A 24910-nucleotide genomic window follows, 5' to 3' on the forward strand; every position below is an offset into this window, starting at 1 on the left:
TGGTTATTCTGCCGGTTCCACTGCCGGGACCGGTTCCGCCTTGCGGTTCCAGAACATCGGGACAAGTTCGACGGCCAGCATGGCCGCAAAGAGCATGCCGCAGCCGATGAAGCCGATGAAGGTCAGCCGGTCGCCGAGGAAGATCGCGCCGAACAACGCCGCAAACAGCGCTTCCGAAGACAGGAAGATCGCAGCCTGCGCCGAGGTCGTATAACGCTGGCCGATGGCTTGCAGGGTGAAGGCAATGCCGGACGACATCACGCCGGTGAACAGGATTTCCTTCCATGTCAGGGCGATGGCGTTCCAGTTGAAGCCTTCGAGCAGCGATGCGCCAGCCAGACCGATAATGGCTGCGGTGGCAAACTGAACGCAGCTCAGCATGATCGGGCGTCCGGCGCGGTTGGCGCGACCAATCAGCAGCACTTGCATGGCCCAGAAAATTGCTCCGCAGATGACCAGCCAGTCGCCGGTCTTGAGCGCGGTCAGTTCACCGCCCGACAGCAGGAAAATCCCCGCCAGACAGATGACGGCGCAGGGCCAGACAACCGGGTGCGGCCATGTGCGGAACAGCAACACCCCCAGAACCGGCACCATCACGACATAAAGGCCAGTCAGAAAACCGGCATTGGTGACCGAGGTGGTGATGAGGCCAATCTGTTGCAGCAGCAGGCCGGTGAAAAGCACGGCGCCCACCAGCATGAAGGAACGATAGTCGGAAGGTTTCAGACGGGCCGACGAGCGGCGGCCTTCGGCAAGTGCCCAGGGCAGCACGGTGAGGGCTGCAATGCCGGAACGGACGCCGATGAACAGGAACGGGCCGATGCTGGCCATGGCGGTCGATTGGGCGACGAAGCCCATGCCCCAGATCACGCCAGCCAGAAGCAGGACAATATTGGCTTGCGTGCGCGTCATCATGGCCTCGGATTGCGAAGAAGAAGGTCCGGCCCCATAGGATCGCCGGAAATTGTTTGTCCTATAGGCATTAGCCGGGCCTCGCGGCAAGCGGCGTCTGTATTCTGCGACAATGCTGCAGATGCGGCCTTAAGCTGGCTTCTTGTCTGGAGATTTGACAGGGTTCGATTTTTTCCGCGTGAAAAGATCGCCAGAAATGCTATAGTTCGGCGAATTAGTCGTTTGAACGGTTCCGAAACGGGTGTTTCGGTGACCGTTTTCTTTTTGTGTATCGGGGGGTGTTGCAGCTCCCGGAAGGGCACCTTGCAGCGCGGTTGTGCAGGCAGGGTGCGGCGGGCAACCAAACTGCCGGCGCGTTCAGTTCTTGGGAAGAGACGGGCGCCGGGCGAAGGAAAGGACTGGGTATGGAAAAGTTCCCTATGACCCCTCGCGGTTTCGAAAAGCTCAAGGAAGAGCTCCGCTGGCGTCAGCAAAACGAGCGTCCTCGGATCATCGAGGCTATCGCCGAAGCGCGTGCCCATGGCGATCTGTCGGAAAACGCCGAATATCACGCGGCCAAGGAAGCCCAGAGCCTCAACGAAGGCCGCATCAACGAACTGGAAGATGTCGTTGCGCGTGCCGAAGTGATCGACGTTACCAAGCTGAGCGGCGACCGAATCAAATTCGGCGCGACGGTCACGCTGATCGACGAAGACACCGAAGACGAGAAAATCTACCAGATCGTTGGCGACCAGGAAGCTGACGTGAAGGAAGGCCGCATTTCGATTTCGTCGCCAATCGCGCGCGCCATGATTGGCAAGACCGAAGGCGATACGATCGAGGTCAATGCACCGGGCGGCTCGCGTTCCTACGAGATCGTGACACTGAAGTTCATCTGATCACCGTGCCCCATTCAAATCCGGTTCCGGTTGAGAGTGTCGAGGTTGTAGCTCCCAACTTCAAGCAGCGCCTTTCCGGCGTGACCTCGACGATTGTGCAGCTCATTCCTTTGCAACGTGCGAAGGGGCTGAACATTGCCACAATGGGACCGGGTTTGCCGGAAAGCCTGCCGCATTTGGGCTGGGGCGCGCTTTTGTCCTTCTGGTCAGCACCGAAAAACCGCCGCTTCCGGATCTGGCATGCGCGGCGTAATGTCGAAATGCTTGCCGGTATTTTCATGCGCGATGTCTTGCGCATGAAGCTGCGGCTGGTGTTCACCTCGGCTGCCCAGCGCAACCACAAGCCTTTCACCAAATGGCTCATCCGCCGCATGAATGCGGTCATCGCCACCAGCGGGCGCTCGGGCAGTTTTCTGGAAGTGCCACATGAAGTCATCATGCATGGCGTCGATCTGGAACGCTTTCATCCCCCGGTTGGTGAGGAAGACATGTTTGCCGCCTCTGGTCTTCCGGGCAAATATGCTGTCGGTTGTTTCGGGCGCGTGCGGCATTCCAAGGGCACCGATCTCTTCGTCGATGCGATGATTGCGCTTTTGCCGAAATATCCTGAATGGACGGCGATCATCACCGGACGAACCACCGCGGAACATCAATCCTTCGAGGATGGCCTCAAGGCGAAGATTGCCGCCGCCGGTTTGCAGGACCGTATTCTCATTCTCGGTGAAGTTCCCGATATTCGGGTCTGGTATCGCCGTTTGACGCTTTATGTTGCGCCGTCGCGCAATGAGGGGTTTGGGCTGACGCCGCTGGAAGCCATGGCGTCGAAGACCGCTGTAGTGGCAAGCGATGCCGGGGCCTATGCTGAAATGATCGTGGACGAAACCGGCGGTTTCGTGCCCGCCGGAGATGGCGAAGCCTTGCGCAAGGCCATTGAGCCTTATCTCGCAGACCCGGCCATGGCCGAGCGTGACGGCGAAACCGCTCTTGCGCATGTGCGCGCCAATTTCCCGCTCGAAAAGGAAGCCGCTGCGATCAGCGGTGTCTATGAGCGCGTATTCGCCGGGCGTGTCTGATCCAAAAGTCGCCATGCCGGTCTACAAATGGCGATTTCTGCGCTTCCGGTGCTCACTTACCCAAATGTACGCTGCGCTCCGGTTCTCGAAATCACCATTTTCGCCACGGCCTGCCGATTTTTGATTCAGACACTAAAGCATGTCGCGGAAAAGTGGGAACCAGTTTTCCGGTACCGACATGCGTAGAAACAAATAGATAAAGCGCGTCGTATGGGTGGGATAAACGCGACGCGCTTTAAGGGCCGTGGTGTTCAGAGAATCATCAGCGGTTCGTCCTTGACCGGACGAATGGTCAGCGCGGTGCGGACGGAGTCCACATTTGGTGCTGCGGTTAGTTCCTCGATCACGAAGGTCTGGAACGTGTTCAGATCACGTGCAACGCAATGAAGCAGGAAGTCGGACTCGCCCGAAACCATCCATGCGCGGCGTACCAGCGGCCACTGCTTGGTTTTCTCCGCAAAAGCCTTCAGATCGGCATCAGCCTGACGGTGCAGACCGACCGAACAGAATGCGACCAGATCCTGACCCAGCGCATTGCCGTTGAGAATGGCGCGATAGCCCCGAATGACGCCGCTTTCCTCGAGTTTACGGACCCGGCGAAGGCAGGGAGGTGCCGAAATGCCGACCCGTTCGGCCAGCTCGACATTGGTGATGCGCCCGTTGTTCTGGAGCTCCCGCAGGATTTTCCAATCGATTTCGTCCAGATCGGCCTTGATCGGCATGCATGACTCCGCGCGCAAGGAAATTTCATTCAAGGGTAATTATAGAATATGTGACGCCGTCATGGCGCAATCTAATCATGCTAATATCAAATGAATCCGTGGCGTGTAAACCGTCTAAAGCTCTGTCAACGCACCCAAAAAGCGCGTGTGAACAGGATATATACCGTCACAAGCTCCAGTCGTCCTGCCAGCATCAGGAAGGACAGCACCCAGAGAGCCGGGTCCTGGATGGTGGAAAAATTGCCAACCGGACCGATTGTTTCACCAAGGCCGGGGCCAATATTGGACAGGGCGGTCAGTGCGCCGGTGAAGGCCGATACGAAGTCGAGGCCGAGTGACGCCAGCAGCACCGCGCCGATCACCAGCGATGCGCAATAGAGGAAGAGATAGAGCAGCACGTTCTGGGCGATTTCGCCGGAGATTTCCGATGAGCCATAGCGCATCTTGGTGACCGCATGCGGCACGATGAGGCGCGACAGGCTCGCTTGTGTCAGGCTCCACAGGATGATGAGGCGGTTCATCTTGATACCGCCCGACGTGGAGCCCGCGCAGCTTCCCAGAAACGAGGCGAGGAGGAAAATGCCGAGAGCGGGTGGCCCCCAGAGCGAATAGTCTTCGGTCGCATAGCCGGTGGTCGTGATGACGGACACGAAATGGAACGAGGCCGAAATCAGCGCGTCGCCAAAAGGCACGTCCAGACCAAGCCGCAAAACGACGGCGAGGATGAAGCTGAAGCCGATGACGATGCTGAAGAACAGTTTGACCTGCGGATCTGCCAGCGATTCCAGCCGCTTGGGCATGAAAGCCTTGATGTAGAGCACGAAGGGCAGGGCCGAGAAAATCATGAACACCGTCGCGACAACCAGCAGCAGGCGGTTGCCGTGGTAGAAACCGAGCGAGTTGTCATGAGTGGAAAAGCCAGCCGTGGCCACCGTCGTCAGGCCATGATTGATAGCGTCGAACACGCTCATCCCAACCATGAAATAGCTGATGATGCAGGCAGCCGTCAGGCTCAGATAGGCGAGAATAATGCCAAGCGCGATCTGGTTCATGCGCGGCAGGATTTTTTCCGACTTGTCGGAATTTTCCATGTGAAAGAGCGCAAGGCCACCGGCGCGCAGCGACGGCAGCATCAGAAGCGCCAGGCCGATGAAGCCGATACCACCGATCCAGCAGAGCAGCGACCGCCAGAGCAGAATGCCGCGCTGCATATTATCCAGGCCGGTCAGCGCCGTTGCGCCAGTGGAGGTCACGCCGGACATGGCTTCGAAAAAAGCGGTGGCATAGCTGATCGGCAGATGCGAGAAATAAAGCGGTATCGAGCCGAGGAAAGCTGCGGTCAGCCAGATGCAGACCGTGAGCAGAAAACCGAGGCGGGGCGTGAAACGCACGGACTGGTTCTGCGTCGCAAAAAGGATGAGCGCGGAAAGCGCGCCCGTCGTTGCTGCCGAACGCAGGAAAATCAGCCAGTCGTCGCTGCCGTCGCGCAAGTCGATTGCGGCGGGCAAAAGCATGGCGGCCGCCATGATGAGGCCGAAGCGCGCGCATATGTTGGCGACAGTTTTATAGATGGCGGTCGTCTCCGGCCGTTTGTGGGGCGATTGGCGGACAGTTGAGCGTTGTTTTTCCTGTCTGTTTAACGCGAGATCGACCCGGTCGCAATGCGGGGAGGCGCTTCCTATCGCCTAACAGTCACAAGCTGTGGCTAAAGCGCAGCAAATGCCCGTCAAACCTTGCAAACGGAAAAGGGCAGACCTACCTTGGCCATAATATCAGGGCACAGTTAGGCCGGGTGCGCAGGCGATTCCGGTCAGTCGTGCACCCGCTGCTTTAAATCGATTTTAGGACCGGAGAGGAACCTCATGTCACAGCGTCATGCGCCCGTTATTGTTATCGGCTCAGGTCCTGCTGGTTATACCGCCGCGATTTACGCAGCGCGCGCCATGTTGAAGCCTATCGTCATTGCCGGTCTGCAGCAGGGCGGTCAACTGATGATCACCACCGATGTGGAAAATTATCCGGGCTATGCCGAGCCGGTGCAGGGCCCATGGATGATGGAACAGATGGCCAAGCAGGCAGAACATGTCGGCGCGGAAATCGTGCACGACATCATCACCGAGGTTGAAACCACGGTGCGCCCGTTCCGCCTGAAGGCCGATTCCGGCGCAGTCTATACCTGTGACGCGCTGATCATCGCGACTGGCGCGCAGGCCAAGTGGCTTGGCCTCGACAGCGAACAGACCTTCATGGGCGGTGGCGTCTCGGCTTGCGCGACCTGCGATGGGTTCTTCTATCGCGGCAAGGACGTGGTTGTGGTCGGCGGCGGCAATACGGCTGTCGAAGAAGCGCTTTACCTGTCGCATATCGCCAAGAGCGTGACCGTGGTGCATCGCCGCGACGGTTTCCGCGCCGAAAAGATCATGCAGGATCGTCTCCTGTCGCGCGCCAATGTCAGTGTGGTCTGGAACAGCGTGATTGACGAAATTCTTGGCACGGAGGCCAAGCCTCCGATGGGCGCGACCGTTACCGGTGTGCGGCTGAAGAATGTTGTGACGGGTGAGACCACGGAAGTCGATACACATGGCGTCTTTGTCGCCATCGGTCATGCGCCTGCCGTGTCGCTGTTCGAAGGCAAGCTGAAGCAGAAGCCGAACGGCTATCTGTGGACGGCGCCCGATTCCACCGCCACGGATGTTCCGGGCATTTATGCCGCTGGCGACGTCACCGACGATATCTACCGTCAGGCCGTGACCGCCGCCGGTATGGGCTGCATGGCAGCGCTCGAAGCCGAGCGCTGGCTGGCCGCACAGGAACCGCTGCACGAAGCAGCGGAGTAACGAGGGGGAAATCGTGGTCGCACCGCTCGACTGGGATAAACTGCGCATTTTTCATGCTGCGGCAGAAGCAGGGTCGTTCACCCATGCCGCGCAGACATTGCATTTGTCGCAATCGGCCATTTCGCGTCAGGTCAGTGCGCTGGAACAGGATGTCGGCGTGCCGCTGTTCCACCGCCACGCGCGCGGGCTGATTTTGACGGAACAGGGCGAAACGCTTTATCGCACGGCGCATGACGTGTTGATGAAGCTGGAAAATGTTCGCTCCAAACTGGCCGAGAGCAAGGAAAAGCCGACGGGACGCCTGCGCGTCACCACGACGGTGGGGCTCGGCTCCGGCTGGCTGATTGAGCGTATTCAGGAATTCGTTGAGCTTTATCCGGATATCCAGCTCCAGCTTATTCTCGACAATGAAGAGCTGGACCTGACCATGCGTCACGCAGACTGCGCCTTGCGTCTGCGTCAGCCGCAGCAGCCGGACCTCATCCAGCGCCGCCTGTTTACAGTGCATATGCACCTTTACGCTTCGGCGGGCTATGTCTCGAAATACGGCAAGCTGAACTCGATCGATGAGATCGACCAGCATCGCATCGTGACATTCGGCGAACCGGCTCCGAGCTATCTGACCGGCCTGAACTGGCTGGAAGTGGCAGGCCGCACCGATGGCAGCACGCGCATCCCGGCCTTGCAGGTCAATAATCTTCTGTCGGTGCGCCGCGCCGTACAGCGTGGCGTCGGCATTGCCGTGCTGCCGGATTACATGGCCGACAAGGAATCCGGTCTGGTGCAACTCGTGCCGGAGCTGGAGGAAATCCCGTCCTTCGATACGTTCTTTTGCTATCCCGAAGCATTGAAGAATTCCGCCAAGCTGCATGCGTTCCGAGACTTCCTGTTCTCTAAGGCACGCAACTGGACCTATTGATGCCATCTATATGAAATACAAAAGGCCGCGTTGGAGAACCCAACGCGGCCATTTGTTTTGGGATATCGATTGGTAGCGAGCGTACCGTAGCTCCCTCATCCTGAGGAGCCGCCGAAGGCGGCGTCTCGAAGGGCGAGGGAGCCTAGACTGGACCTCGCCCTTCGATCCTTCAACGGGCTCAGGATGATGCTGCGCTCCGCTCCGCACCTCACCCTTCGAGGCTTCGCTCCGCTCCGCACCTCACCCTTCGAGGCTTCGCTCCGCTCCGCACCTCAGGATGAGGGCGTGCGTTGACGCGGAGCGCCCGTTTGCCTGTTACTGGCGCGGCAGGAGGCGCTGCACGTCCTTGGCGGTGTCGGCGAGGACGTCTTCCGGGGTGGCGGACTGTTCGATCAGACGGGAGAGGCCGTCGACGATGGTCTGCGTTACCTTCACGCCGTTGGAGCCGGGGAAGGCATACCACGGCACCATGATCGACATCTGGCTGAGACCGGCCTTAAAGAGCGGGTTTTCTTCGTAGAACTTGCCGAGATATTCATCCGACTTGGCGGCGAGATCGTTGTTCGGCACGTAGCCGGTGCCCGGAACCACGACCGAAGCGCCGTAAGGACCGGCGGCGAACTTGGCGAATTTCCAGGCGGCATCGACCTTGGACTGGTCTTCGGTGAGGATTACGACCGCGTTGCCACCGGTCGGCAGACGACCCTTTTCCGGGTTGATGAGCGGGATCTTTGCGGTGCGCAGATCAAACTTGTCGCCGACATTCTTGATCGTGTTGCGCAGTGCGCCGGTGGTCTGGAAGGCAAAGCCCACCTTGCCAGCGGCAAAGGCCTGTTCGCCCGCAGCCTTGGTCAGAACCGGCATGCCGCCTTCCTTGACCATGCGGTCGACGAGCTTCAGCGCAGCAAGGCCTTCGGGTCCGTCGAAGGCGACCTTCTTCTCGTCTTCGGTTAGCATGGTGCCGCCTGCGCCGAATAGAAGAGCGGAGAACATCCAGTCATCGCCCTGCCAGCGGAAGTCGATGCCTTCATTGCCGTTGCCGAGCGCCTTGATCTTGCCGCCGAGCGCGATCACTTCGTCCCAGGTGGTGGGCGGCGTGTCGGGGTTGCCACCGGCAGCGCGCACCAGATCGGCATTGTAGTACATGATCGGGTTGGAGGTCGCGAAAGCAAGGCCGACCTGGCGGTCGCCGACGCGGGCGAGACTGAGGATATGATCGGTGAAGCCCTGCGCTTCCATATCCTTTTCCTTCTCGACCAGTGGCTTCATGTCGACGCCGATATTGCGTTCGGCCAGAACGCGCAGGCGATTGAGACCGGTGAAGGTGATATCCGGCATTTCCGACGTGCCAGCCTGACGCATGATCGTCTGGATGCCTTCTTCATAGGTGGCGGAAGGGCTGACGAAGTTGATCTTGATGTCCGGATTTTCTTCCATGAATTTTTTCGAGATGTCGGCCATGACATCCTTGAAGAAGCCGGGCATCGGATAATGCACATTGAGCGTGGTGTCTGCGAAAGCGGGCGAGCCGAGGCCGGTTGCGATGGCCAGAGCGGCAAAAGTGCTTGCGAGGCGTTTCATGGATAACTCCTGTATGTGAGATAGGCGAAAGAGGTCAGCCTTTGAGGCCGGTCAGGGTGATGCCCTCGATGAAGCGGCGCTGGGCGGCGAGAAAGGCCAGCAGCAAAGGCAAGGTGATGATGAGCGTTGCCGCCATCAGCGCGCCGTAGTCGTCACCGGCTTCGGCAGCGCGGAAATAGAGCAGGCCGAGCGGCGGCGTGGCGCGTTCCATGCCGTTGACGACGATCAGCGGCCAGAACAGATCGTTCCAGTGCGCAACAACCGAGAAGATCGAGAATGCCGTGATAGCGGGCCAGGCATTCGGCACGATCACGCGCATGACGATGCCTGCTTCCGACATGCCGTCGAGGCGGGCGGCGCTGATGAGATCGTCGGGCATGGCGCGGAAGAATTGCAGGAACAGGAATATGCCGAATACCGAGATGAAGAACGGTGCGCTGAGCGCAAAATAGCTGTTCAGCACGCCAAGCTGGTTGAAGCCGACATAGAAGGGCAGCGCGGTTGCGTGGATCGGCACCAGCAGTCCCAGCATGACGAGAACCATCATGGTGCGCTGGCCGCGAAAGTTGAGTTTCGCCATGGCGTAGGCGCATGGAATGGCGATCACCACCTGCACCACCAGCACCAGTCCACAGACCACAACGCCGTTGAAGAGCAGCAGCCCCATGGGTACGCGGGTGAGGGCTTTGGCGACATTGTCCCAAAGCGCCCAGTTCTGCGGGATCAGCGAGAGCGACGACGAGAAAATGTCCTGCTGCGACTTGGCTGCGGTGGACAGCATGAAGATGTATGGCGCGAGGAAAAGCAGCGCGCCGAACGAGAGAAGGCCGAGGCGAAACGAACGGGCAAGTGACATGGGAGGTCCCCTCAATAATGCGTGCGGCGGTCCAGCACACGGAACTGGAGCAGCATCAGGACAATCAGCACGGCGAGGAAAATCACGGTCATGGCCGAGGCGTAACCGACGCGGAGGAAGACGAAGCCTTCCTGATAGATGCTCCAGAGCAGCACTTCCGTAGCCTTGTTCGGACCGCCTTCGGTGAGCGTCTTGACGGTTTCGAACACCTTGACCGCATTGATGATGCTGATGGTCGTGACAAACAGCGTCGTCGGCCCGAGTAAGGGCCAGGTGACGAGGCGAAAGCGCTCCCAACTGCTTTTCACGCCATCCACTTCGGCGGCGGAATAAAGCTCGCGCGGAATGGCGGTGAGGCCGGCCAGAAACAGCACCATGTTGAAGCCGACGCTTTGCCAGACGCCTATCAACGCAAGGCTGACTAGAGCCGTATCGCTGGAGCCGAGCCAGTTCGGACCGGTAATGCCGATCATGCCAAGCAGTGCATTGACCGGGCCAAGCGTGGGGTGCAGCAGATATTGCCAGACGGTCGCCATGGCGACGAGCAGCGAAGCCACCGGCAGAAAATAGACGGTGCGGAAGAACGATTTCCCGCGCACTTCGCCTTCGATGAGAAGCGCGACGCCAAGGCCGAGAAACACCGAAGCCGGTGCAACAATCGCCGTATAGATCGCCGTGTTCTTCAAAGAAATGAGAAAGGTTCGGTCGCTAAACAGTTCGACATAATTGTCGAGGCCGATGAATTCGAAACCGGCATAGCCGAGTTCGTAATTGGTGAAGCTCCAGAACAAGACAGCTGCGGTCGGCAGCAGGATCAGCAGTACTGTCAGGAGAATGGCGGGGGAGGCGAGTTTCCAGGCCAGTCGCTCCTCGCGCCGCCGCGCATTTTCGGCGGCAGTGCGGGCGCTGACCGCGCCGGGCCGGGCAAGAGCGAGATCAGACATGAGCCGTAGCCTTTTCCGCCGGTGCGAGGGTCACCACATTTCCGGCAGGCTGGCGCAGGCGCGCGCCGTCATCGCCGAAGAGATAGGCGTTTTCCGCATCGAAATGCAGGCCAACAGGCAGACCGGGTGCAATGTGATCGGCCTTGACAGGGTCGAGCTTCACGATCAGTTCCTGCGCGGAGCCGGGCGCTTTCAGGTAAACCAACACTTCGGAGCCGAGGAATTCGATGCGCGAGACGGTTCCGCTAATGCCGGTCTTGTCATGCGGGTGCAGACGGAAATGTTCCGGGCGGATGCCGACGCGGATTGTCGTGCCCGCATAGGCGGCGACGTTTTGCAGGATCGGGCGGCCCGCGAAATGGACACTGCCCTGATCGCTGACCAAGGCGTCCAGAATGTTGATGCGCGGGGTGCCGATGAACTGGGCCACTTCGATATGGCGCGGATCGTTATAGATCGCGGTGGGCGTGTCGATCTGGAGCAGCTTGCCGCCCATCATCACCGCCACACGGTCGGCCATGCTCAGCGCCTCAGCCTGATCGTGGGTGACATAGATCGTCGGCACGCCAGCGCGGCGGTGCAGTTCCACAATCTCGGCGCGGGTATGAACGCGCAGATTGGCATCGAGATTGGACAAAGGCTCGTCCATCAGGAAAACGCCCGGCTGGCGCACGAGCGCACGGGCAAGCGCAACGCGCTGGCGCTGGCCGCCCGACATCTGGCCGGGTTTGCGGTCGAGAAGATGGTCGATTTTCAGGCTGGCGGCGGTGGTTTTCACCTGTTTCTGGATCGCGGCGCGCTTGGCGCGCTGGCCTGGAACCAGTGGTCCAACGACGGGCAGGCGTTCGGTCGTCGTCATGTCGCGCATGGCGAGCGGCACGGCGATGTTCTGCGCGGCGGTCAGATGCGGATACAAAGCGTAGGACTGGAAGACCATCGCGATATTGCGGTCGGCGGGATGCGCGCCGGTGATGTCGCGGCCAGCCAGCGCGACATTGCCTTCATCGGCATGGTCGAGCCCGGCAAGAATGCGCAAAAGCGTGCTCTTGCCGCAGCCAGACGGGCCGACGAGGGCGATGAATTCGCCCTCCGCCACGTCGATGCTGATGCCGTCCAGAATGCGGTTGCCGCCATAGGACTTCCCGATATCGCGGATGGCAAGCGTGCTCATTGGGTTGCCTCTTCCGTGACTTTCGCGCCGTCGCCCGCATGATGCGGATAGACCTCATGCACCACATCGTCGATCACGTAGGGCGTCAGTTCATCAATGCGCACGATGGCGCTGGTGGCTGCTTCGCCAAGTTCATGCACGACAGCGCCGAGAATACGGTCGCCCGGCAGATCGCGTTCCATCGCGCCGACGATGAAGGCCGCCGCCGGTCCCCAGACATAGCGGGTGCCGAACGCTTCGCCCTTCCATGCCCGGTGCAGGTGGCCGCTGGCGTGAAGCTGCACGTTATACTGCGCGAAGAGATCATAGAGACGCTGGCGCGCCACCGGGCGGATGCCCCAATAGCCGCTGTCGCCTTCTTCCGGATCGTCGACGAAGAGTGGCTTGTGCGCGAAAACGGCGACGGGCTTGCCGTCTGCGTTTTCCAGAACGTTTTCCAGCCACTGGAACTGGTCGTCTTCCTGTTCGCTGCCGGTGCCGATGATAAGGCTGTTGAGGCCGACGATCAGCCAGTCACCGAGGTCCTTGGCCCAGCGGTCTGGACCGATATGGCGTTGCCAGCGCGCAAGGCGCTCGGCATTGACCGGCTGGTGGCTTTCCGGCAGATGGCCGATGTCGTGATTGCCCGGCACGCTGAGGACGGGCGCGGAGAGCTGTTCGAAACAACTGCGGCAGAATTCGAGATCAGCTTCGATATCGGCGCCATCGACGGCAAGATCGCCGGTGTGAATGATGAGATCGGGCTTCTGCTGCTCGACCCACGACACGAGCGGTTCCCAGTTCGGGTTGAAATGTGTCTTGATCGGGCTGAGATGGGTGTCGGTGATTTGAACGATCCGCATGGGCGCGCTCCCTCATGGCTTGTGAGATGTTCGCAGCGATCACCGTCTTCTCCGGTGGCCGCTTCACGCCGGATGCGTTCTCCCCGCATCGGCTCTGCCGGGGCTTTTAGGCCTGTTTTGTGACAGTCCTGATGCGCCGCAATGACAGTTGGATGACATCTTCTGTGGGGAATCAGCGGAAGGTGATTTGCTGATTTTGCAGGCAGTTAGGTTGTATCGATGCCTGTTCCATAGGCGCTCAGATTTGCGGCCAACCGCTCATTGGGAGGGCAAGATTTAGCTAACTATTTGATTGTATTTAAAATAAGTGCCTGAACGAGCTATGCGCAGGATGCATGGCAGCTTTGCGCTAAAGTTGCATTGCAAAAATGATGAGCAGGGAGCATATAACAATCATCTCAGCGCCGCGTTTCCTCCTCCCATTTGCGCGGGCTGAGTGTTCCCCTCTGGAGGTTTGCCTCAAAGGCACCTTCAAAACTCAAAGCCAGACATTTGTCTGGCTTTTTTTTTGGCTTTTCGCCTGTTATTGGCCGCGACGGCTGAACACAACAAACTACAAATGCTGATCACCTTCCAGCTGTCTGTTCTGACAGGGCGAAGCCACGTGCTGTTTTTCCGTGAAAGTGCGGATACGACAAAGGGGCCTTGCGGCCCCTTTGTTATTCGCTATTCAGAAGCTTTTGTTCTTACGCATGTCTTTGTCTCGAAACCGGTTCCCACTTTCGGGAGAAATGCTTAGCGCAGGCTGGCGCAGAAGCGCTGGATACGGGTGCAGGCTTCTTCGAGCAGTTCATCGGACGTTGCATAGGAAATGCGGAAGTTCGGTCCAAGACCGAAAGCCGAACCGTGAACCACGGCAACGCCTTCTGCTTCCAGCAGTTCGGTGACGAAATCTTCGTCCGTTTCGATGACCTTGCCAGCTTCGGTTTTCTTGCCGATCAGGCCAGCGCAGGACGGATAGACGTAGAATGCGCCTTCCGGTGTCGGGCACTGGATGCCCTTGGCCTGATTGAGCATCGATACGACCAGATCGCGACGAGCCTGGAAAATTTCCTTGTTCTTCGGGATGAAGTCCTGCGTGCCGTTCAGCGCTTCAACCGCTGCCCACTGGGCGATCGAGCAGGCACCGGAAGTCTGCTGACCCTGCACCATGTCCATGGCCTTGATGAGTTGCAGCGGGCCAGCGGCGTAACCGATGCGCCAGCCGGTCATGGCATAGGCCTTGGAAACGCCGTTCATGGTCAGCGTGCGGTCATAGAGCGACGGCTCGACCTGAGCAGGGGTCGTGAAGACGAAATCGCCGTAGACCAGATGCTCATACATGTCGTCGGTCAGGATCCAGACCTGCGGGTGACGCACAAGAACGTCTGTCAGCGCCTTCAGCTCGGCTTCCGTATAGGCAGCGCCCGTCGGGTTCGACGGCGAGTTGAAGATCAGCCACTTGGTCTTCGGCGTGATCGCCTTTTCCAGATCGGCAGCGGTTAGCTTGAAATTGTCTTCGATCTTGGTGTTGATGAACACCGGCGTACCGCCGTTGATCGCAACCATTTCCGGATAGCTGACCCAGTAAGGGGCAGGCACGATGACTTCATCGCCGGGGTTCAGCGTGGCCATGAAGGCGTTGAACAAAATCTGCTTGCCGCCGGTGCCGACGATGACCTGATCCGGCGTATAGTCGAGGCCGTTTTCGCGCTTGAACTTGGCGACGATGGCCTTGCGCAGCTCAGGAATACCGGCCACAGGCGTGTACTTCGTTTCGCCGCGATTGATCGCGTCGATGGCGGCCTGCTTGATATTGTCCGGCGTGTCGAAATCGGGTTCGCCCGCACCAAGACCGATCACGTCCTTGCCTTTGGCTTTCAGTTCGCGTGCTTTCTGGCTGACCGCGATGGTCGCAGATGGCTTTACACGGGAAAGGGCGTCGGCGAGAAATGCCATGATAGATCTCCATAGATGGCAGGCTCTGTTAACCGCACTGGGAACGGCGCGGTTTTGCGGATTTTCTATGTCGCATCGGCACGGGAATCGCAACAGATGGATTGACTTTTCGCCCGTGAATCCGGGTTTTCTCGAAATTGTGTTGCGAAAAGTGTCGGATAGATCAGTCTTGCTGACATAATATCTCAATGAAACTGATTAGACAGGATGCTGTCCGCGCGTCGATATGGTTTTTTGAAACAGGAGATTTTCATGCTGACCATTTACGCCCAACCCGATTCAGGAAATTGCTACAAGCCCCGCCTTCTGCTTGCCTTGCTGGGCAGGCCTTTTCGGCATGTCACGGTTTCGTCGCTCGACGGCTCGACGCGCAAGCCGGACTATCTCGCCAAAAATCCCAACGGAAAGGTGCCATTGCTGGAGTTGGAGGACGGGCGACTGCTGGCAGAATCGAACGCCATGCTGCTCTATCTGGCGGAAGGAACGCCGTTTCTGCCCAAGGACGCCTATGAGCGGGGGCTTGTCTATCAATGGCTGTTCTTCGAACAATATAGCCATGAGCCCCATGTGGCCGTGCGCCGGGCGCTGATGCTCTATCCGGAGCGGGCACGGGATGCGACGCCGGAACGTCTGGCCTCAACGCTCGCCGGTGGCAACAAGGCGCTTGGCGTCATGGAAACACAGCTTGAAAAGACGCCCTATCTGGCGGGCGAGACTTATACGGTCGCCGATATCGCGCTCTATGCCTATACGCATGAGGCGCATCTGGGCGGCTTCGACATGCAGCAATATCCCGCGGTTCAGGCCTGGCTCAAGCGCGTTGCGGCCCATCCGGGCCATGTGGCGCTCGACTGGCTGCCTTGAGAGCCTGTTCTAAAAGTCGCCCTGTGTGGCTGCAAATGGCAATTTTCTCCATTCCGGTGCTCACGTACCCAAAGTACGCTCCGCTCCGGTACTCGAAAATCACCATTTTCGCACACACATGCCGCTTTTTGATTCAGGCTCGGAGAATTTTCTCTGATTCCAAAAAATTAGAGCGCCGGTCAGACCGGCACTCCAATGTTTTCATGTCACATTCGTGCACAAGCCAGATGAAACATCCGGCGGCAAAATGTCTTAGGCTGCGACGAGGTTGTCGGCAGACGAACGGCCCGAACGGCGGTCCTGCACGATCTCGTAGGTGACCTTCTGGCCTTCGTTGAGCGTGGCAAGGCCAGCGCGCTGAACGGCAGAGATGTGAACGAAAATGTCCGTGCCGCCCTGGTCAGGCTGAATGAAGCCGAAACCCTTGGTCGTGTTGAACCATTTAACTGTTCCCGTAGCCATGGGAATGTCCTTTGTAACGATAGTAATTTTTAGTCCGCATGCTCCGCATACGTCCCTGTGGATCGAATTTATGGACAGGAGATCGTCAGGAAGCACGGCAGGCCGCACGGGTCTCAAAGTCACTCGACCGAAAAATCGATTGCCGGACTATATGCGACAAATTTGACCAGCACAAGAGAGCTAGGATGTGTGTCTGGCCATGGTTTTGCTAAAAAAATCGCAGCTTTAACGTCAACGCTAGGTATTTTTTATCTAAAACGCCGCCGTATCAGCGATTGCGCGCATGGTCGCTCTTTTTTGAAGGTGTTGCGACCTTACTATTAAGACGGGCAATAGATCGGTCCTGCCAGAAAAGACAGATCTAAAGTCAGAGCCCGAACGAGACATCGCTTTTCTTTGACTTTTGCGTGATATGCATAATGCGCATGTTGCGAATGGCCCGCGATTTCGTCACAGGGATTCGCGAACGGCACGTGGCGAGGCAAATATGACGTCTGAACCGGAACAGAAGCAGCCGAAGCGCAGCGCGCAAAGGAAAAGCCGCAAGCGAGGGAAGTCCCAGCGCGTTGGTATCAAGGGCTTGCTCACCCGTCAGCCGGTCCGGGACGGCAATGATCTGTTCTCACAGGTCTCGATGATGACCGGCGCTTTCTGGAATTCGCCAGTGCGCACCACGCTGATTGCACTCGGAACCGGCATTTTCGTGCTGATCGTGCTGATTGCGATTGGGCAGGTGGCCATCAACCGCTGGAACGAGCCGTTTTACGATGCGCTGGCGCGCAAGGATTTGCAGGCGTTCTTCCAGCAGCTGATGGTGTTCTTCGGTATTGCGGGCACATTGCTGGTGCTCAATGTCGCCCAGACATGGCTGAACCAGATGTTCAAGCTGAAGATGCGTGAAGGGCTGGCGCGCGATCTCGTTGGTCAATGGCTGGTGCCGGGGCGCGCCTTTCGGCTCGCCAATGCGGGCGAGATCGGCATTAATCCCGATCAGCGCCTGCATGAAGATGCGCGCCACCTTGCCGAAACATCCTGCGATCTCGGTATCAACCTACTGCAATCGACCGTGATTCTGTTGAGCTTTGTCGGCGTATTGTGGTCGCTGTCGAGCGGATTTATTTTCAATATTGGCGGTTATAGCTTCCCGATTCCCGGCTATATGGTGTGGGCGGTGATCATATATGCCGCGTCCGCATCGTGGCTGACATGGATCGTCGGGCGCAACCTCGTCAATATCAATGCCAATCGTTATGCGCGCGAGGCGGATTTCCGCGCCTCGCTGATGCGCGTCAATGAGCATCTCGATTCGGTCACCCTTTCGCGCGGTGAGGTGGATGAGCGCCGCCGTCTCGATCTCGATATCGACGCCGTGCTGGCTGCGATCCGCAAGATCGTCTATGCGACCACGCGACTGACATGGGTGACGGCTGGTTATGGCTGGCTCACCATCGTCGCGCCGATTCTGGTGGCCGCACCGGTGTATTTCTCTGGTGGACTGACCTTCGGTGGTCTGATGATGGCCGTCGGCGCGTTTACGCAGGTGCATAATTCACTGCGCTGGTTCGTGGATAATTTCGGTGCCATTGCCGACTGGCGCGCCACACTGCTTCGTGTCGCCACTTTCCGTCAGGCAATTCTGCGCATGGATGAGCTGGGTCATCTCGACCGGCACGTCGATCTGGCCGTCAACGAAGGCGATACAATCAGTCTCGACGATGTGTCGATTGCGGCACCCGATGGCTGTTTGCGCCTGTCGAAGAGCGTCTTCGCGGTCAAGCCGGGCGAACGGGTGCTGGTAACCGGCGGCACCGAAACCCAACGCACCTTGCTGTTTCGGGCGCTTGGCGGTCTGTGGCCATGGGGCGAGGGGCGGATCGGCATGCCAGCCAATGACGGCGTAGCCTTCATGCCGCGTGCGCCTTATTTCCCGCCCGGGACATTGAAGAGCGTGATCGTCTATCCATTCGACCTGAAGAAATTCTCGCCCGAAGCGCTGGAGGGCGTGTTGCAGCGCGCCGGGCTTGACCGGCTTATCGGCAGTCTCGACTACGCCACACGCTGGGAACGGGTGCTGACCGATGACGAGCGGCAATGTCTCGCTTTCGCCCGCCTCATTCTGCAAAAGCCGCAATGGATCATCATCGATGGCGCGCTGGATGGTCTCGATGCCGAAGCCTATGATCGCATCCGGGACATTTTGACCACTGAGCTGAAAGACGCTGCTGTGATCCATCTGGGCAAGCCGCATCTGCATAACGGGTTTTTCTCCCGGCAGGTCAATCTGGAAGATGATCCCGATGGCAAGCCGCTGGAAATTCCCGCTTTAAAGAGCGCATGAAAAAAGCCGCCGGATCGCTCCGGCGGCTTTTTTCATTATCTGTAAAACAGATTATGCGCGGAAGTAATCCTGCAGCGGACGCACTTCCAGCGAACCGGCCTTCAGCGCCGCGATGGCTTCGGCCGCTGATTCTGCGCCTGCCATCGTGGTGTAGTAAGGCAGCTTCTGCATCAGCGTTGCGCGGCGGATCGACTTGGAGTCGGACACGGCGCTGGCGCTGTCGGTGGTGTTGAAGACCAGATGGATCTGACGGTTGCGGATCGCATCTTCCACATGTGGACGGCCTTCGATGACCTTGTTGACCTTGATCGCCTCGACGCCATTGTCAGCGAGGAAACGCTGCGTGCCGCCGGTTGCCATCACGCGGAAGCCGAGGCTTGCGAGCTTGCGCACAGGTGCCAGAACGCGTTCCTTGTCTTCGTCGCGCACCGACACAAACACCGTGCCTTCACGCGGCAGTTCCACGCCGGCACCAAGCTGCGCCTTGGCGAAAGCCAGTGCGTAGTCGTAGTCGAGGCCCATGACCTCGCCGGTTGAGCGCATTTCCGGTCCGAGCAGCGTATCGACGCCGGGGAAACGGGCGAACGGGAACACGGCTTCCTTGACCGCGATATGCGGGCGCGATGGGGCCTGCGGCTTGCCGCCATAAGCGCCGAGCGCTGCTTCAAGGCTTTCGCCAGCCATGATGCGGGCCGCGACCTTGGCAATCGGGGTGCCGATGGTTTTGGCAACGAACGGCACCGTACGCGAAGCGCGCGGATTCACTTCGAGGATGAAGATTTCGCCATCCTTGATCGCGAACTGCACGTTCATCAGGCCGCCGACATTGAGCGCCTTGGCCAATGCTTCGGTCTGACGTTCGAGTTCGGCGACGGTTTCAGCCGAGAGCGAGTGAACCGGCAGCGAGCAGGCGCTGTCGCCGGAGTGAATACCGGCTTCTTCGATATGCTCCATGATGCCCGACACAAAGCTGTCCTTGCCATCGCAGAGGCAATCGACGTCCACTTCGATGGCCTGGGTGAGATAGGTATCGAACAGCAGCGGGTTCTTGCCGAGCAGGGTGTTGATCTGGCCGGTCTTGTCGTTCGGATATTTCGCCTTGATGTCTTCCGGGACCAGTTCCGGCACGGTGTCGAGCAGATAGGCTTGCAGCGTGCGCTCGTCATGGATGATCTGCATGGCGCGGCCACCCAGAACATAGGACGGGCGAACGACCAGCGGGAAGCCGAGGTCAGCGGCGACGAGGCGAGCCTGTTCGACCGAATAGGCAATGCCGTTCTTCGGCTGGTTCAGGTCGAGCTTGACCAGCAGCTTCTGGAAGCGGTCGCGATCTTCCGCAAGGTCGATGGCGTCCGGCGAGGTGCCGAGGATCGGAATGCCGGCCTTTTCAAGTGCATTGGCGAGCTTGAGCGGGGTCTGGCCGCCGAACTGGACAATCACGCCGTGCAGGGTGCCCTTTTCCTGTTCAACACGCAGGATTTCCAGCACGTCTTCCGCCGTCAGCGGTTCGAAATAGAGGCGGTCCGAGGTGTCGTAATCGGTCGAAACCGTTTCCGGGTTGCAGTTGATCATGATGGCTTCGTAATCGGCGTCGCCGAGCGCGAAGGCAGCATGGCAGCAGCAATAATCGAACTCGATGCCCTGACCGATACGGTTCGGCCCACCGCCGAGAATGACGACCTTCTTGCGATCCGAAACTTCAGCTTCCGAACGTGGCTGGCCCACGAAGGGCGTTTCATAGGTCGAGTACATATAGGCGGTCGGCGAAGCGAATTCGGCAGCGCAGGTATCGATGCGCTTATAGACCGGATGCACGTCGAGATCGGCGCGCAGCTTAGCCACGTCCGCAGCGTCCTTGTTGGTCAGGCTGGCAAGGCGCGCGTCGGAGAAGCCCATTGCCTTCAGCATGCGCAGGTTTTCAGCGTCCTGCGGCAGACCATGTTCGCGAATGCGCTCCTCGGTCAACACGATGGCTTCGATCTGTTCGAGGAACCATGGGTCGATCTTGGAGGCGTCATGCACCTGCTCGACAGTCAGGCCGAGGCGCATGGCCTGCGCGACCATGCGCAGACGATCCGGCGTCGGCGTGCCGATGGCGGCGCGGATGGCGTTCTTCTCGTCGCCGTCCTCGATGCCGGGAATGGCGATTTCGTCAAGGCCGGTCAGGCCGGTTTCAAGACCCCGCAGCGCCTTCTGCAAGCTTTCCTGAAAAGTGCGGCCAATGGCCATCACTTCACCGACCGACTTCATGGCGGTGGTCAGGATCGGCGAGGAGCCGGGAAATTTTTCGAAAGCGAAACGCGGGATCTTGGTGACGACATAGTCGATCGACGGTTCGAACGAGGCTGGCGTCGCGCCGCCGGTGATGTCGTTGTCGAGTTCGTCCAGCGTGTAGCCGACGGCGAGCTTGGCAGCGACTTTGGCAATCGGGAAGCCGGTAGCCTTGGAAGCGAGCGCCGAAGAACGTGAGACGCGCGGGTTCATTTCAATGACGATCATGCGGCCATTGGCCGGGTTGATCGCGAACTGCACGTTGGAACCGCCGGTTTCGACGCCGATCTCGCGCAGCACCGCAATCGAGGCGTTACGCATGATCTGGTATTCTTTGTCGGTCAGCGTCAGCGCAGGCGCGACGGTGATCGAATCGCCGGTGTGTACACCCATCGGATCGAGGTTTTCGATCGAGCAGATGATGATGCAGTTGTCCGCCTTGTCGCGGACGACTTCCATTTCATATTCTTTCCAGCCCAGAACCGACTCTTCGATCAGAACTTCGGTGGTCGGCGATGCGTCCAGACCGCGTTCGATGATTTCGAAGAATTCCTGACGGTTATAGGCGATGCCGCCGCCGGTGCCGCCGAGCGTGAAGCTCGGGCGGATGATGGCCGGAAGGCCAACCACGTCGAGCGCCTGCGCCGCCTTGGCGAGCGCGTGGGTCATGTAGCGCTGCTTGCGTTCGACTTCGCCGAGCTGCCATTCGGTTTCCAGCTTGTCGAGGGCCTTGTCCAGCGCGTCGCCCGAATATTGCGACTTCACTTCAGCGCGCTTGGCTTCATGACGCTTGCGGTCTTCGTCCTTGATTTCGGTGGCGTTGGCGAGGCGGGATTCCGGCGTATCGAGGCCGATCTTGTCCATGGCTTCACGGAACAGCGCGCGATCTTCGGCCTTGTCGATGGCCTCGGCATTGGCGCCGATCATCTCGACATTGTAGCGCTCCAGCACGCCCATGCGGCGCAGCGACAATGCGGTGTTCAGCGCGGTCTGGCCGCCCATGGTGGGCAGCAGCGCGTCTGGACGTTCCTTGGCGATGATCTTGGCGACGACTTCCGGCGTGATCGGCTCGATATAGGTCGCGTCCGCCAGATCGGGGTCGGTCATGATCGTGGCCGGGTTGGAGTTGACGAGGATGATGCGGTAGCCTTCCTCTTTCAACGCCTTGCAAGCCTGCGTGCCCGAATAATCGAATTCGCAAGCCTGGCCGATGACAATGGGGCCCGCGCCGATAATCAGGATCGATTTGATATCTGTACGTTTCGGCATGGGCGCTCATCCTATCTTCTTCGCGCGCATGATCTTGTCCGAAAACCGGTTCCCATTTTCGGGATCATGCTCTTGTTTCACGCATGTCGTGGTCTCGAAACCGGTTCCCACTTTCGAGAGACATGCTGCTTAGCCTGCCAGAAAAGCCCGCACGGTTTTCCGGCGGGTTGGCAGCTTATGAATTCTGTGGGCTAAGCGGGCCTTATAGGCAATGATGACCCAAAGCGGAACCCCACAAATACGCTTATTTCAAAGAAAATGCGGGCATTCACGAAAAATCTTCGTCATTTATCTGTCTTATGCCGGTCGAGTTCGATCACGATCAGCCACCAGCCATGACAGATGGCGTATTAGCGTGCCATAATTGGTGTGGTTTTGTTACGCCGGAGTTGCCGTTTGTGATTTGCATGCCATTTACTTTTTATATTGCGGTGGCAACTCTTTATGCGACAATTATACGAGATAATATTTTGCGCCGCGGGGTTTACAGCGGCCGGTGTTGAGGGAGTGGGTGCATGCGCTGGCAAGGTCGTAGGCAAAGTGACAATGTGGAAGACCAGCGTAGCGGCGGTGGCGGCATAGGCGGTGGCCAGGGCGGCGGTTTCGGCGGTGGCGGGCCGGGCTTCAAGGTCGTGCGCGGCGGCGGGCTTTCCGGCATTCTCATTCTGGTCGTGATGTTCTTCGTGCTGCGCGCCTTCGGGATCGATCCGATACCGATTCTGTTCGGCAGCGGCGGCATGGACTCGTCCGTGCAGACGCAGCAGCAGTCCAGTGGTCGCACGGCTGCCGAGGGCGGCACCGTCGCCAATGACGAGATGACCCAGTTTGCCCGCACGGTGCTTGCCGAAACAGAAGATGTCTGGAGCGGTATTTTCCAGTCGCGTGGCCAGACCTATACCAAGCCGACCATGGTTCTCTTCAGCGGGCAGGTGCGTTCGGCCTGTGGTTTCGCTTCGGCTGCATCCGGGCCGTTTTACTGCCCCGGCGACCGCAAGCTCTATATCGATCTGAGCTTCTATGACGAACTGGCGAACCGTTTCGGCGCATCTGGCAATTTCGCGCAGGCCTATGTGCTGGCGCATGAAGTCGGGCACCATGTCCAGAATCTGCTCGGCATTCTGCCGAAGTTCAACCAGATGCGTCAGCAGATGAACGAAGTGCAGGCCAATCAGATGTCGGTTCGCGTCGAGCTTCAAGCTGATTGTTTCGCCGGGATCTGGGGTTATTACACCGAGCAGAAGGGCATTCTGGAAACGGGTGATCTTGAAGATGCGCTCAATGCGGCGCACCAGATCGGCGATGATACCTTGCAGCGTCGCAGTCAGGGCTATGTCGTGCCGGAAAGCTTCAACCACGGCACATCGGCCCAGCGCGCCAAGTGGTTCAAGCGCGGCTTTGATACAGGCAAGCTCGAATCCTGCGATACATTCAGCGGCGACGTCTAATCCGCTCGAAATATGCGGTAAAAGGCGGCTACGGCCGCCTTTTTCTTTGCAGCTTAAGCGGTGTTTGGCAGCAATTCTGCCGACTTTCATCAAGCAGGCTTGTCGTAGAATAATTTTCCCTATAAAGGGTCTGCATCGGCGCGGCCCTTTTCCAAATCATGCGTGACGCTCAGTTTTGAGCGGCGATGACGCGCGATCCTTTCCAACAATCAAAACATGATGCTGTCTGCGGCACATCCGCATGAGCATATTTCAGGTGTTCCAATGCTTGACCCCAAATTCGTAAAGCGGGGCCTTTGGCTGGTCTTCATGACGCTGTTTCTCGATATTATCGGGATCGCGATCATCATGCCGGTTCTGCCAGCCTATCTCGAAGAACTGACCGGCGCGGATGTCAGCACCGCTGCAGTCGATGGCGGTTGGCTGCTTCTGATCTATGCGGCGATGCAGTTTCTGTTCGCGCCGCTGATCGGAAATCTCAGCGACCGTTTCGGACGACGGCCCATTCTGCTGGCCTCCATTCTGACATTTGCAATCGACAATCTCATCTGCGCGCTGGCAACCTCATTCTGGATGCTGTTCGTCGGACGTGTGCTGGCGGGCATCAGCGGCGCAAGCTTTGCGACCGCATCCGCCTATATTGCGGATGTCAGCGATGACAGCAATCGCGCGCGCAATTTCGGCCTGATCGGCATTGCCTTCGGCGTGGGCTTTGCGCTCGGCCCGGTTCTGGGCGGACTGCTTGGCGAATTCGGCCCGCGCGTTCCGTTCTACGGGGCGGCGCTCTTGTCCTTCATCAACTTCGTGCTGGCCTACTTCCTGCTGCCGGAAACGCTATCCCTGCAAAACAGGCGCAGTTTCCAGATCGGACGCGCCAACCCACTCGGTGCGCTGAAGCAGTTGCGCAGCTATCCCGGCATCGGCTGGGTGATGGCGGTCTTCTTCCTGTACTGGCTGGCCCATGCGGTTTATCCGTCGGTCTGGGCCTTTGTCGGCGCCTATCGCTATAATTGGAACGAGGCACAGATCGGCCTGTCGCTTGGCATGTTCGGTATCGGTACCGCGTTCGTTATGGCAGTCGTGCTGCCGCGCGCTCTGCCTATCCTGGGCGAACGGCGCACGGCGATCATCGGCGTGCTGTTTGCCGGTCTCGGTCTGACGGGCTATGCAATCGCCTGGGAGGGCTGGATGGTCTATGCGGTCATCTTCCTGACCGCTCTGGAAGGCTTCGCCGATCCACCGCTGCGCAGTATCGCTGCGGGCAAGGTGCCGCCTTCCGCGCAAGGTGAGTTGCAGGGCGCGCTGACCAGCGTTTCGAGCATCACGACGATTATCGGGCCGCTGCTCTTCACGCAGTTGTTCAGCCATTTTACCGGCGCGAATGCCCCGTTCGACTTCGCCGGTATGCCCTATGCGGTTGCAGCTGGGTTGATCTTCATTGCGCTGGTCGTGGTGGTGGCGCGGGTGCATCCGAAGCCAAAGTCGAAGCCTGTGGACGCTTAGACGCCCACATTGGAGTATGAAAAAAGCCGGGGTGTTTGCCCCGGCTTTTTATTTTTCTCACAATAAGTTAACCGCGAAACCTCAG

Annotated in this window: 19 protein-coding genes; 8 read left to right on the forward strand and 11 right to left on the reverse strand. The window is 58.8% G+C overall.

The features are described 5' to 3' along the window. Positions 1-3: 3 nt before the first annotated feature. Positions 4-912 (reverse strand): DMT family transporter, encoded by a 909-nt coding sequence (locus WIX40_RS00195; protein WP_339440896.1) that lies wholly within the window; start codon positions 910-912, stop codon positions 4-6. 404 nt (positions 913-1316) lie between these two features. On the opposite strand from WIX40_RS00195, the gene greA reads away from it, so the two are divergent. Both greA and WIX40_RS00205 read left to right on the forward strand, forming a co-directional pair. Then, complete coding sequence (gene greA, locus WIX40_RS00200) at positions 1317-1790, forward strand: transcription elongation factor GreA (RefSeq protein ID WP_109369473.1); 474 nt, start codon at positions 1317-1319, stop codon at positions 1788-1790. 5 nt (positions 1791-1795) lie between these two features. Then, positions 1796-2863, forward strand: a complete 1068-nt coding sequence (locus WIX40_RS00205) for a glycosyltransferase family 4 protein (RefSeq protein WP_339437855.1) — start codon at positions 1796-1798, stop codon at positions 2861-2863. 251 nt (positions 2864-3114) lie between these two features. Here the strand turns inward: WIX40_RS00205 and WIX40_RS00210 are convergent, their stop codons facing one another. Together WIX40_RS00210 and WIX40_RS00215 are read right to left on the reverse strand one after the other, a co-directional pair. After that, positions 3115-3585, reverse strand: a complete 471-nt coding sequence (locus WIX40_RS00210) for an Lrp/AsnC family transcriptional regulator (protein ID WP_095447076.1) — start codon at positions 3583-3585, stop codon at positions 3115-3117. Between the two features lie 125 nt (positions 3586-3710). After that, complete coding sequence (locus tag WIX40_RS00215; protein WP_339437859.1) at positions 3711-5111, reverse strand: TrkH family potassium uptake protein; 1401 nt, start codon at positions 5109-5111, stop codon at positions 3711-3713. A gap of 336 nt (positions 5112-5447) precedes the next feature. On the opposite strand from WIX40_RS00215, the gene trxB reads away from it, so the two are divergent. Both trxB and WIX40_RS00225 read left to right on the forward strand, forming a co-directional pair. After that, positions 5448-6422 (forward strand): thioredoxin-disulfide reductase, encoded by a 975-nt coding sequence (gene trxB / locus WIX40_RS00220; RefSeq protein WP_109369470.1) that lies wholly within the window; start codon positions 5448-5450, stop codon positions 6420-6422. A gap of 13 nt (positions 6423-6435) precedes the next feature. Continuing rightward, positions 6436-7341: a LysR family transcriptional regulator gene (locus tag WIX40_RS00225; protein WP_109369469.1), complete on the forward strand. Its 906-nt coding sequence runs from the start codon at positions 6436-6438 to the stop codon at positions 7339-7341. A 315-nt stretch (positions 7342-7656) separates the two neighbouring features. Here WIX40_RS00225 and WIX40_RS00230 read toward each other — a convergent pair whose 3' ends face one another. The 6 genes from WIX40_RS00230 to WIX40_RS00255 all read right to left on the reverse strand — a co-directional run bounded on the left by WIX40_RS00230 (position 7657) and on the right by WIX40_RS00255 (position 14673). Next, entirely contained in the window at positions 7657-8922 is a 1266-nt protein-coding gene (locus tag WIX40_RS00230) for an ABC transporter substrate-binding protein (protein WP_121536474.1), read from the reverse strand. Between the two features lie 34 nt (positions 8923-8956). Continuing rightward, on the reverse strand, positions 8957-9778 hold the full coding sequence (locus tag WIX40_RS00235; RefSeq protein WP_121536472.1) for a carbohydrate ABC transporter permease: 822 nt from the start codon (positions 9776-9778) through the stop codon (positions 8957-8959). 11 nt (positions 9779-9789) lie between these two features. Further along, the gene (locus WIX40_RS00240) at positions 9790-10722 is read right to left on the reverse strand and encodes a carbohydrate ABC transporter permease (RefSeq protein ID WP_171318542.1); all 933 of its coding nucleotides are present in this window, start codon (positions 10720-10722) and stop codon (positions 9790-9792) included. Next, on the reverse strand, positions 10715-11893 hold the full coding sequence (locus WIX40_RS00245) for an ABC transporter ATP-binding protein (RefSeq protein ID WP_339437864.1): 1179 nt from the start codon (positions 11891-11893) through the stop codon (positions 10715-10717). The genes WIX40_RS00240 and WIX40_RS00245 overlap by 8 nt, the downstream gene beginning before the upstream one ends. Then, positions 11890-12735, reverse strand: coding sequence for a metallophosphoesterase family protein (locus WIX40_RS00250; protein WP_339437866.1), 846 nt, complete (start codon positions 12733-12735; stop codon positions 11890-11892). The genes WIX40_RS00245 and WIX40_RS00250 overlap by 4 nt, the downstream gene beginning before the upstream one ends. A gap of 735 nt (positions 12736-13470) precedes the next feature. Further along, positions 13471-14673, reverse strand: coding sequence for a pyridoxal phosphate-dependent aminotransferase (locus WIX40_RS00255; RefSeq protein ID WP_109369463.1), 1203 nt, complete (start codon positions 14671-14673; stop codon positions 13471-13473). 252 nt (positions 14674-14925) lie between these two features. On the opposite strand from WIX40_RS00255, the gene WIX40_RS00260 reads away from it, so the two are divergent. Beyond that, complete coding sequence (locus tag WIX40_RS00260; RefSeq protein WP_109370269.1) at positions 14926-15537, forward strand: glutathione S-transferase family protein; 612 nt, start codon at positions 14926-14928, stop codon at positions 15535-15537. A 252-nt stretch (positions 15538-15789) separates the two neighbouring features. Here the strand turns inward: WIX40_RS00260 and WIX40_RS00265 are convergent, their stop codons facing one another. Beyond that, the gene (locus WIX40_RS00265) at positions 15790-15999 is read right to left on the reverse strand and encodes a cold-shock protein (RefSeq protein WP_109369461.1); all 210 of its coding nucleotides are present in this window, start codon (positions 15997-15999) and stop codon (positions 15790-15792) included. Between the two features lie 487 nt (positions 16000-16486). Between WIX40_RS00265 and WIX40_RS00270 the strand changes: the two genes are divergently transcribed. Continuing rightward, the gene (locus WIX40_RS00270) at positions 16487-18337 is read left to right on the forward strand and encodes an ABC transporter ATP-binding protein/permease (protein WP_339437871.1); all 1851 of its coding nucleotides are present in this window, start codon (positions 16487-16489) and stop codon (positions 18335-18337) included. A 51-nt stretch (positions 18338-18388) separates the two neighbouring features. On the opposite strand, the gene carB is transcribed toward WIX40_RS00270, so the two are convergent. Beyond that, a complete protein-coding gene (gene carB / locus WIX40_RS00275; protein ID WP_109369459.1) occupies positions 18389-21877 on the reverse strand; it encodes a carbamoyl-phosphate synthase large subunit in 3489 nt (1162 codons plus the stop codon). 515 nt (positions 21878-22392) lie between these two features. On the opposite strand from carB, the gene ypfJ reads away from it, so the two are divergent. After that, positions 22393-23322 carry a KPN_02809 family neutral zinc metallopeptidase gene (gene ypfJ, locus WIX40_RS00280; protein WP_339437874.1) on the forward strand — a complete coding sequence of 310 codons (930 nt, stop codon included), beginning with the start codon at positions 22393-22395 and terminating at the stop codon, positions 23320-23322. A 264-nt stretch (positions 23323-23586) separates the two neighbouring features. Next, entirely contained in the window at positions 23587-24825 is a 1239-nt protein-coding gene (locus WIX40_RS00285) for a TCR/Tet family MFS transporter (protein ID WP_339437876.1), read from the forward strand. The last annotated feature ends 85 nt before the right edge of the window (positions 24826-24910 follow it).

This window comes from Ochrobactrum teleogrylli (genome assembly GCF_037482325.1).
Classification (GTDB): Bacteria; Pseudomonadota; Alphaproteobacteria; order Rhizobiales; family Rhizobiaceae; genus Brucella; species Brucella teleogrylli.

What these genes read in the sequence shown, in the direction of transcription:
- WIX40_RS00195 (WP_339440896.1), bottom strand. Translation starts at nt 912, where the DNA reads ATGACGCGCACGCAAGCCAATATTGTCCTGCTTCTGGCTGGCGTGATC.
- greA (WP_109369473.1), top strand. Translation starts at nt 1,317, where the DNA reads ATGGAAAAGTTCCCTATGACCCCTCGCGGTTTCGAAAAGCTCAAGGAA.
- WIX40_RS00210 (WP_095447076.1), bottom strand. Translation starts at nt 3,585, where the DNA reads ATGCCGATCAAGGCCGATCTGGACGAAATCGATTGGAAAATCCTGCGG.
- WIX40_RS00215 (WP_339437859.1), bottom strand. Translation starts at nt 5,111, where the DNA reads ATGGCGGCCGCCATGCTTTTGCCCGCCGCAATCGACTTGCGCGACGGC.
- trxB (WP_109369470.1), top strand. Translation starts at nt 5,448, where the DNA reads ATGTCACAGCGTCATGCGCCCGTTATTGTTATCGGCTCAGGTCCTGCT.
- WIX40_RS00230 (WP_121536474.1), bottom strand. Translation starts at nt 8,922, where the DNA reads ATGAAACGCCTCGCAAGCACTTTTGCCGCTCTGGCCATCGCAACCGGC.
- WIX40_RS00235 (WP_121536472.1), bottom strand. Translation starts at nt 9,778, where the DNA reads ATGTCACTTGCCCGTTCGTTTCGCCTCGGCCTTCTCTCGTTCGGCGCG.
- WIX40_RS00240 (WP_171318542.1), bottom strand. Translation starts at nt 10,722, where the DNA reads ATGTCTGATCTCGCTCTTGCCCGGCCCGGCGCGGTCAGCGCCCGCACT.
- WIX40_RS00245 (WP_339437864.1), bottom strand. Translation starts at nt 11,893, where the DNA reads ATGAGCACGCTTGCCATCCGCGATATCGGGAAGTCCTATGGCGGCAAC.
- WIX40_RS00250 (WP_339437866.1), bottom strand. Translation starts at nt 12,735, where the DNA reads ATGCGGATCGTTCAAATCACCGACACCCATCTCAGCCCGATCAAGACA.
- WIX40_RS00255 (WP_109369463.1), bottom strand. Translation starts at nt 14,673, where the DNA reads ATGGCATTTCTCGCCGACGCCCTTTCCCGTGTAAAGCCATCTGCGACC.
- WIX40_RS00260 (WP_109370269.1), top strand. Translation starts at nt 14,926, where the DNA reads ATGCTGACCATTTACGCCCAACCCGATTCAGGAAATTGCTACAAGCCC.
- WIX40_RS00265 (WP_109369461.1), bottom strand. Translation starts at nt 15,999, where the DNA reads ATGGCTACGGGAACAGTTAAATGGTTCAACACGACCAAGGGTTTCGGC.
- WIX40_RS00270 (WP_339437871.1), top strand. Translation starts at nt 16,487, where the DNA reads ATGACGTCTGAACCGGAACAGAAGCAGCCGAAGCGCAGCGCGCAAAGG.
- carB (WP_109369459.1), bottom strand. Translation starts at nt 21,877, where the DNA reads ATGCCGAAACGTACAGATATCAAATCGATCCTGATTATCGGCGCGGGC.
- ypfJ (WP_339437874.1), top strand. Translation starts at nt 22,393, where the DNA reads ATGCGCTGGCAAGGTCGTAGGCAAAGTGACAATGTGGAAGACCAGCGT.
- WIX40_RS00285 (WP_339437876.1), top strand. Translation starts at nt 23,587, where the DNA reads ATGCTTGACCCCAAATTCGTAAAGCGGGGCCTTTGGCTGGTCTTCATG.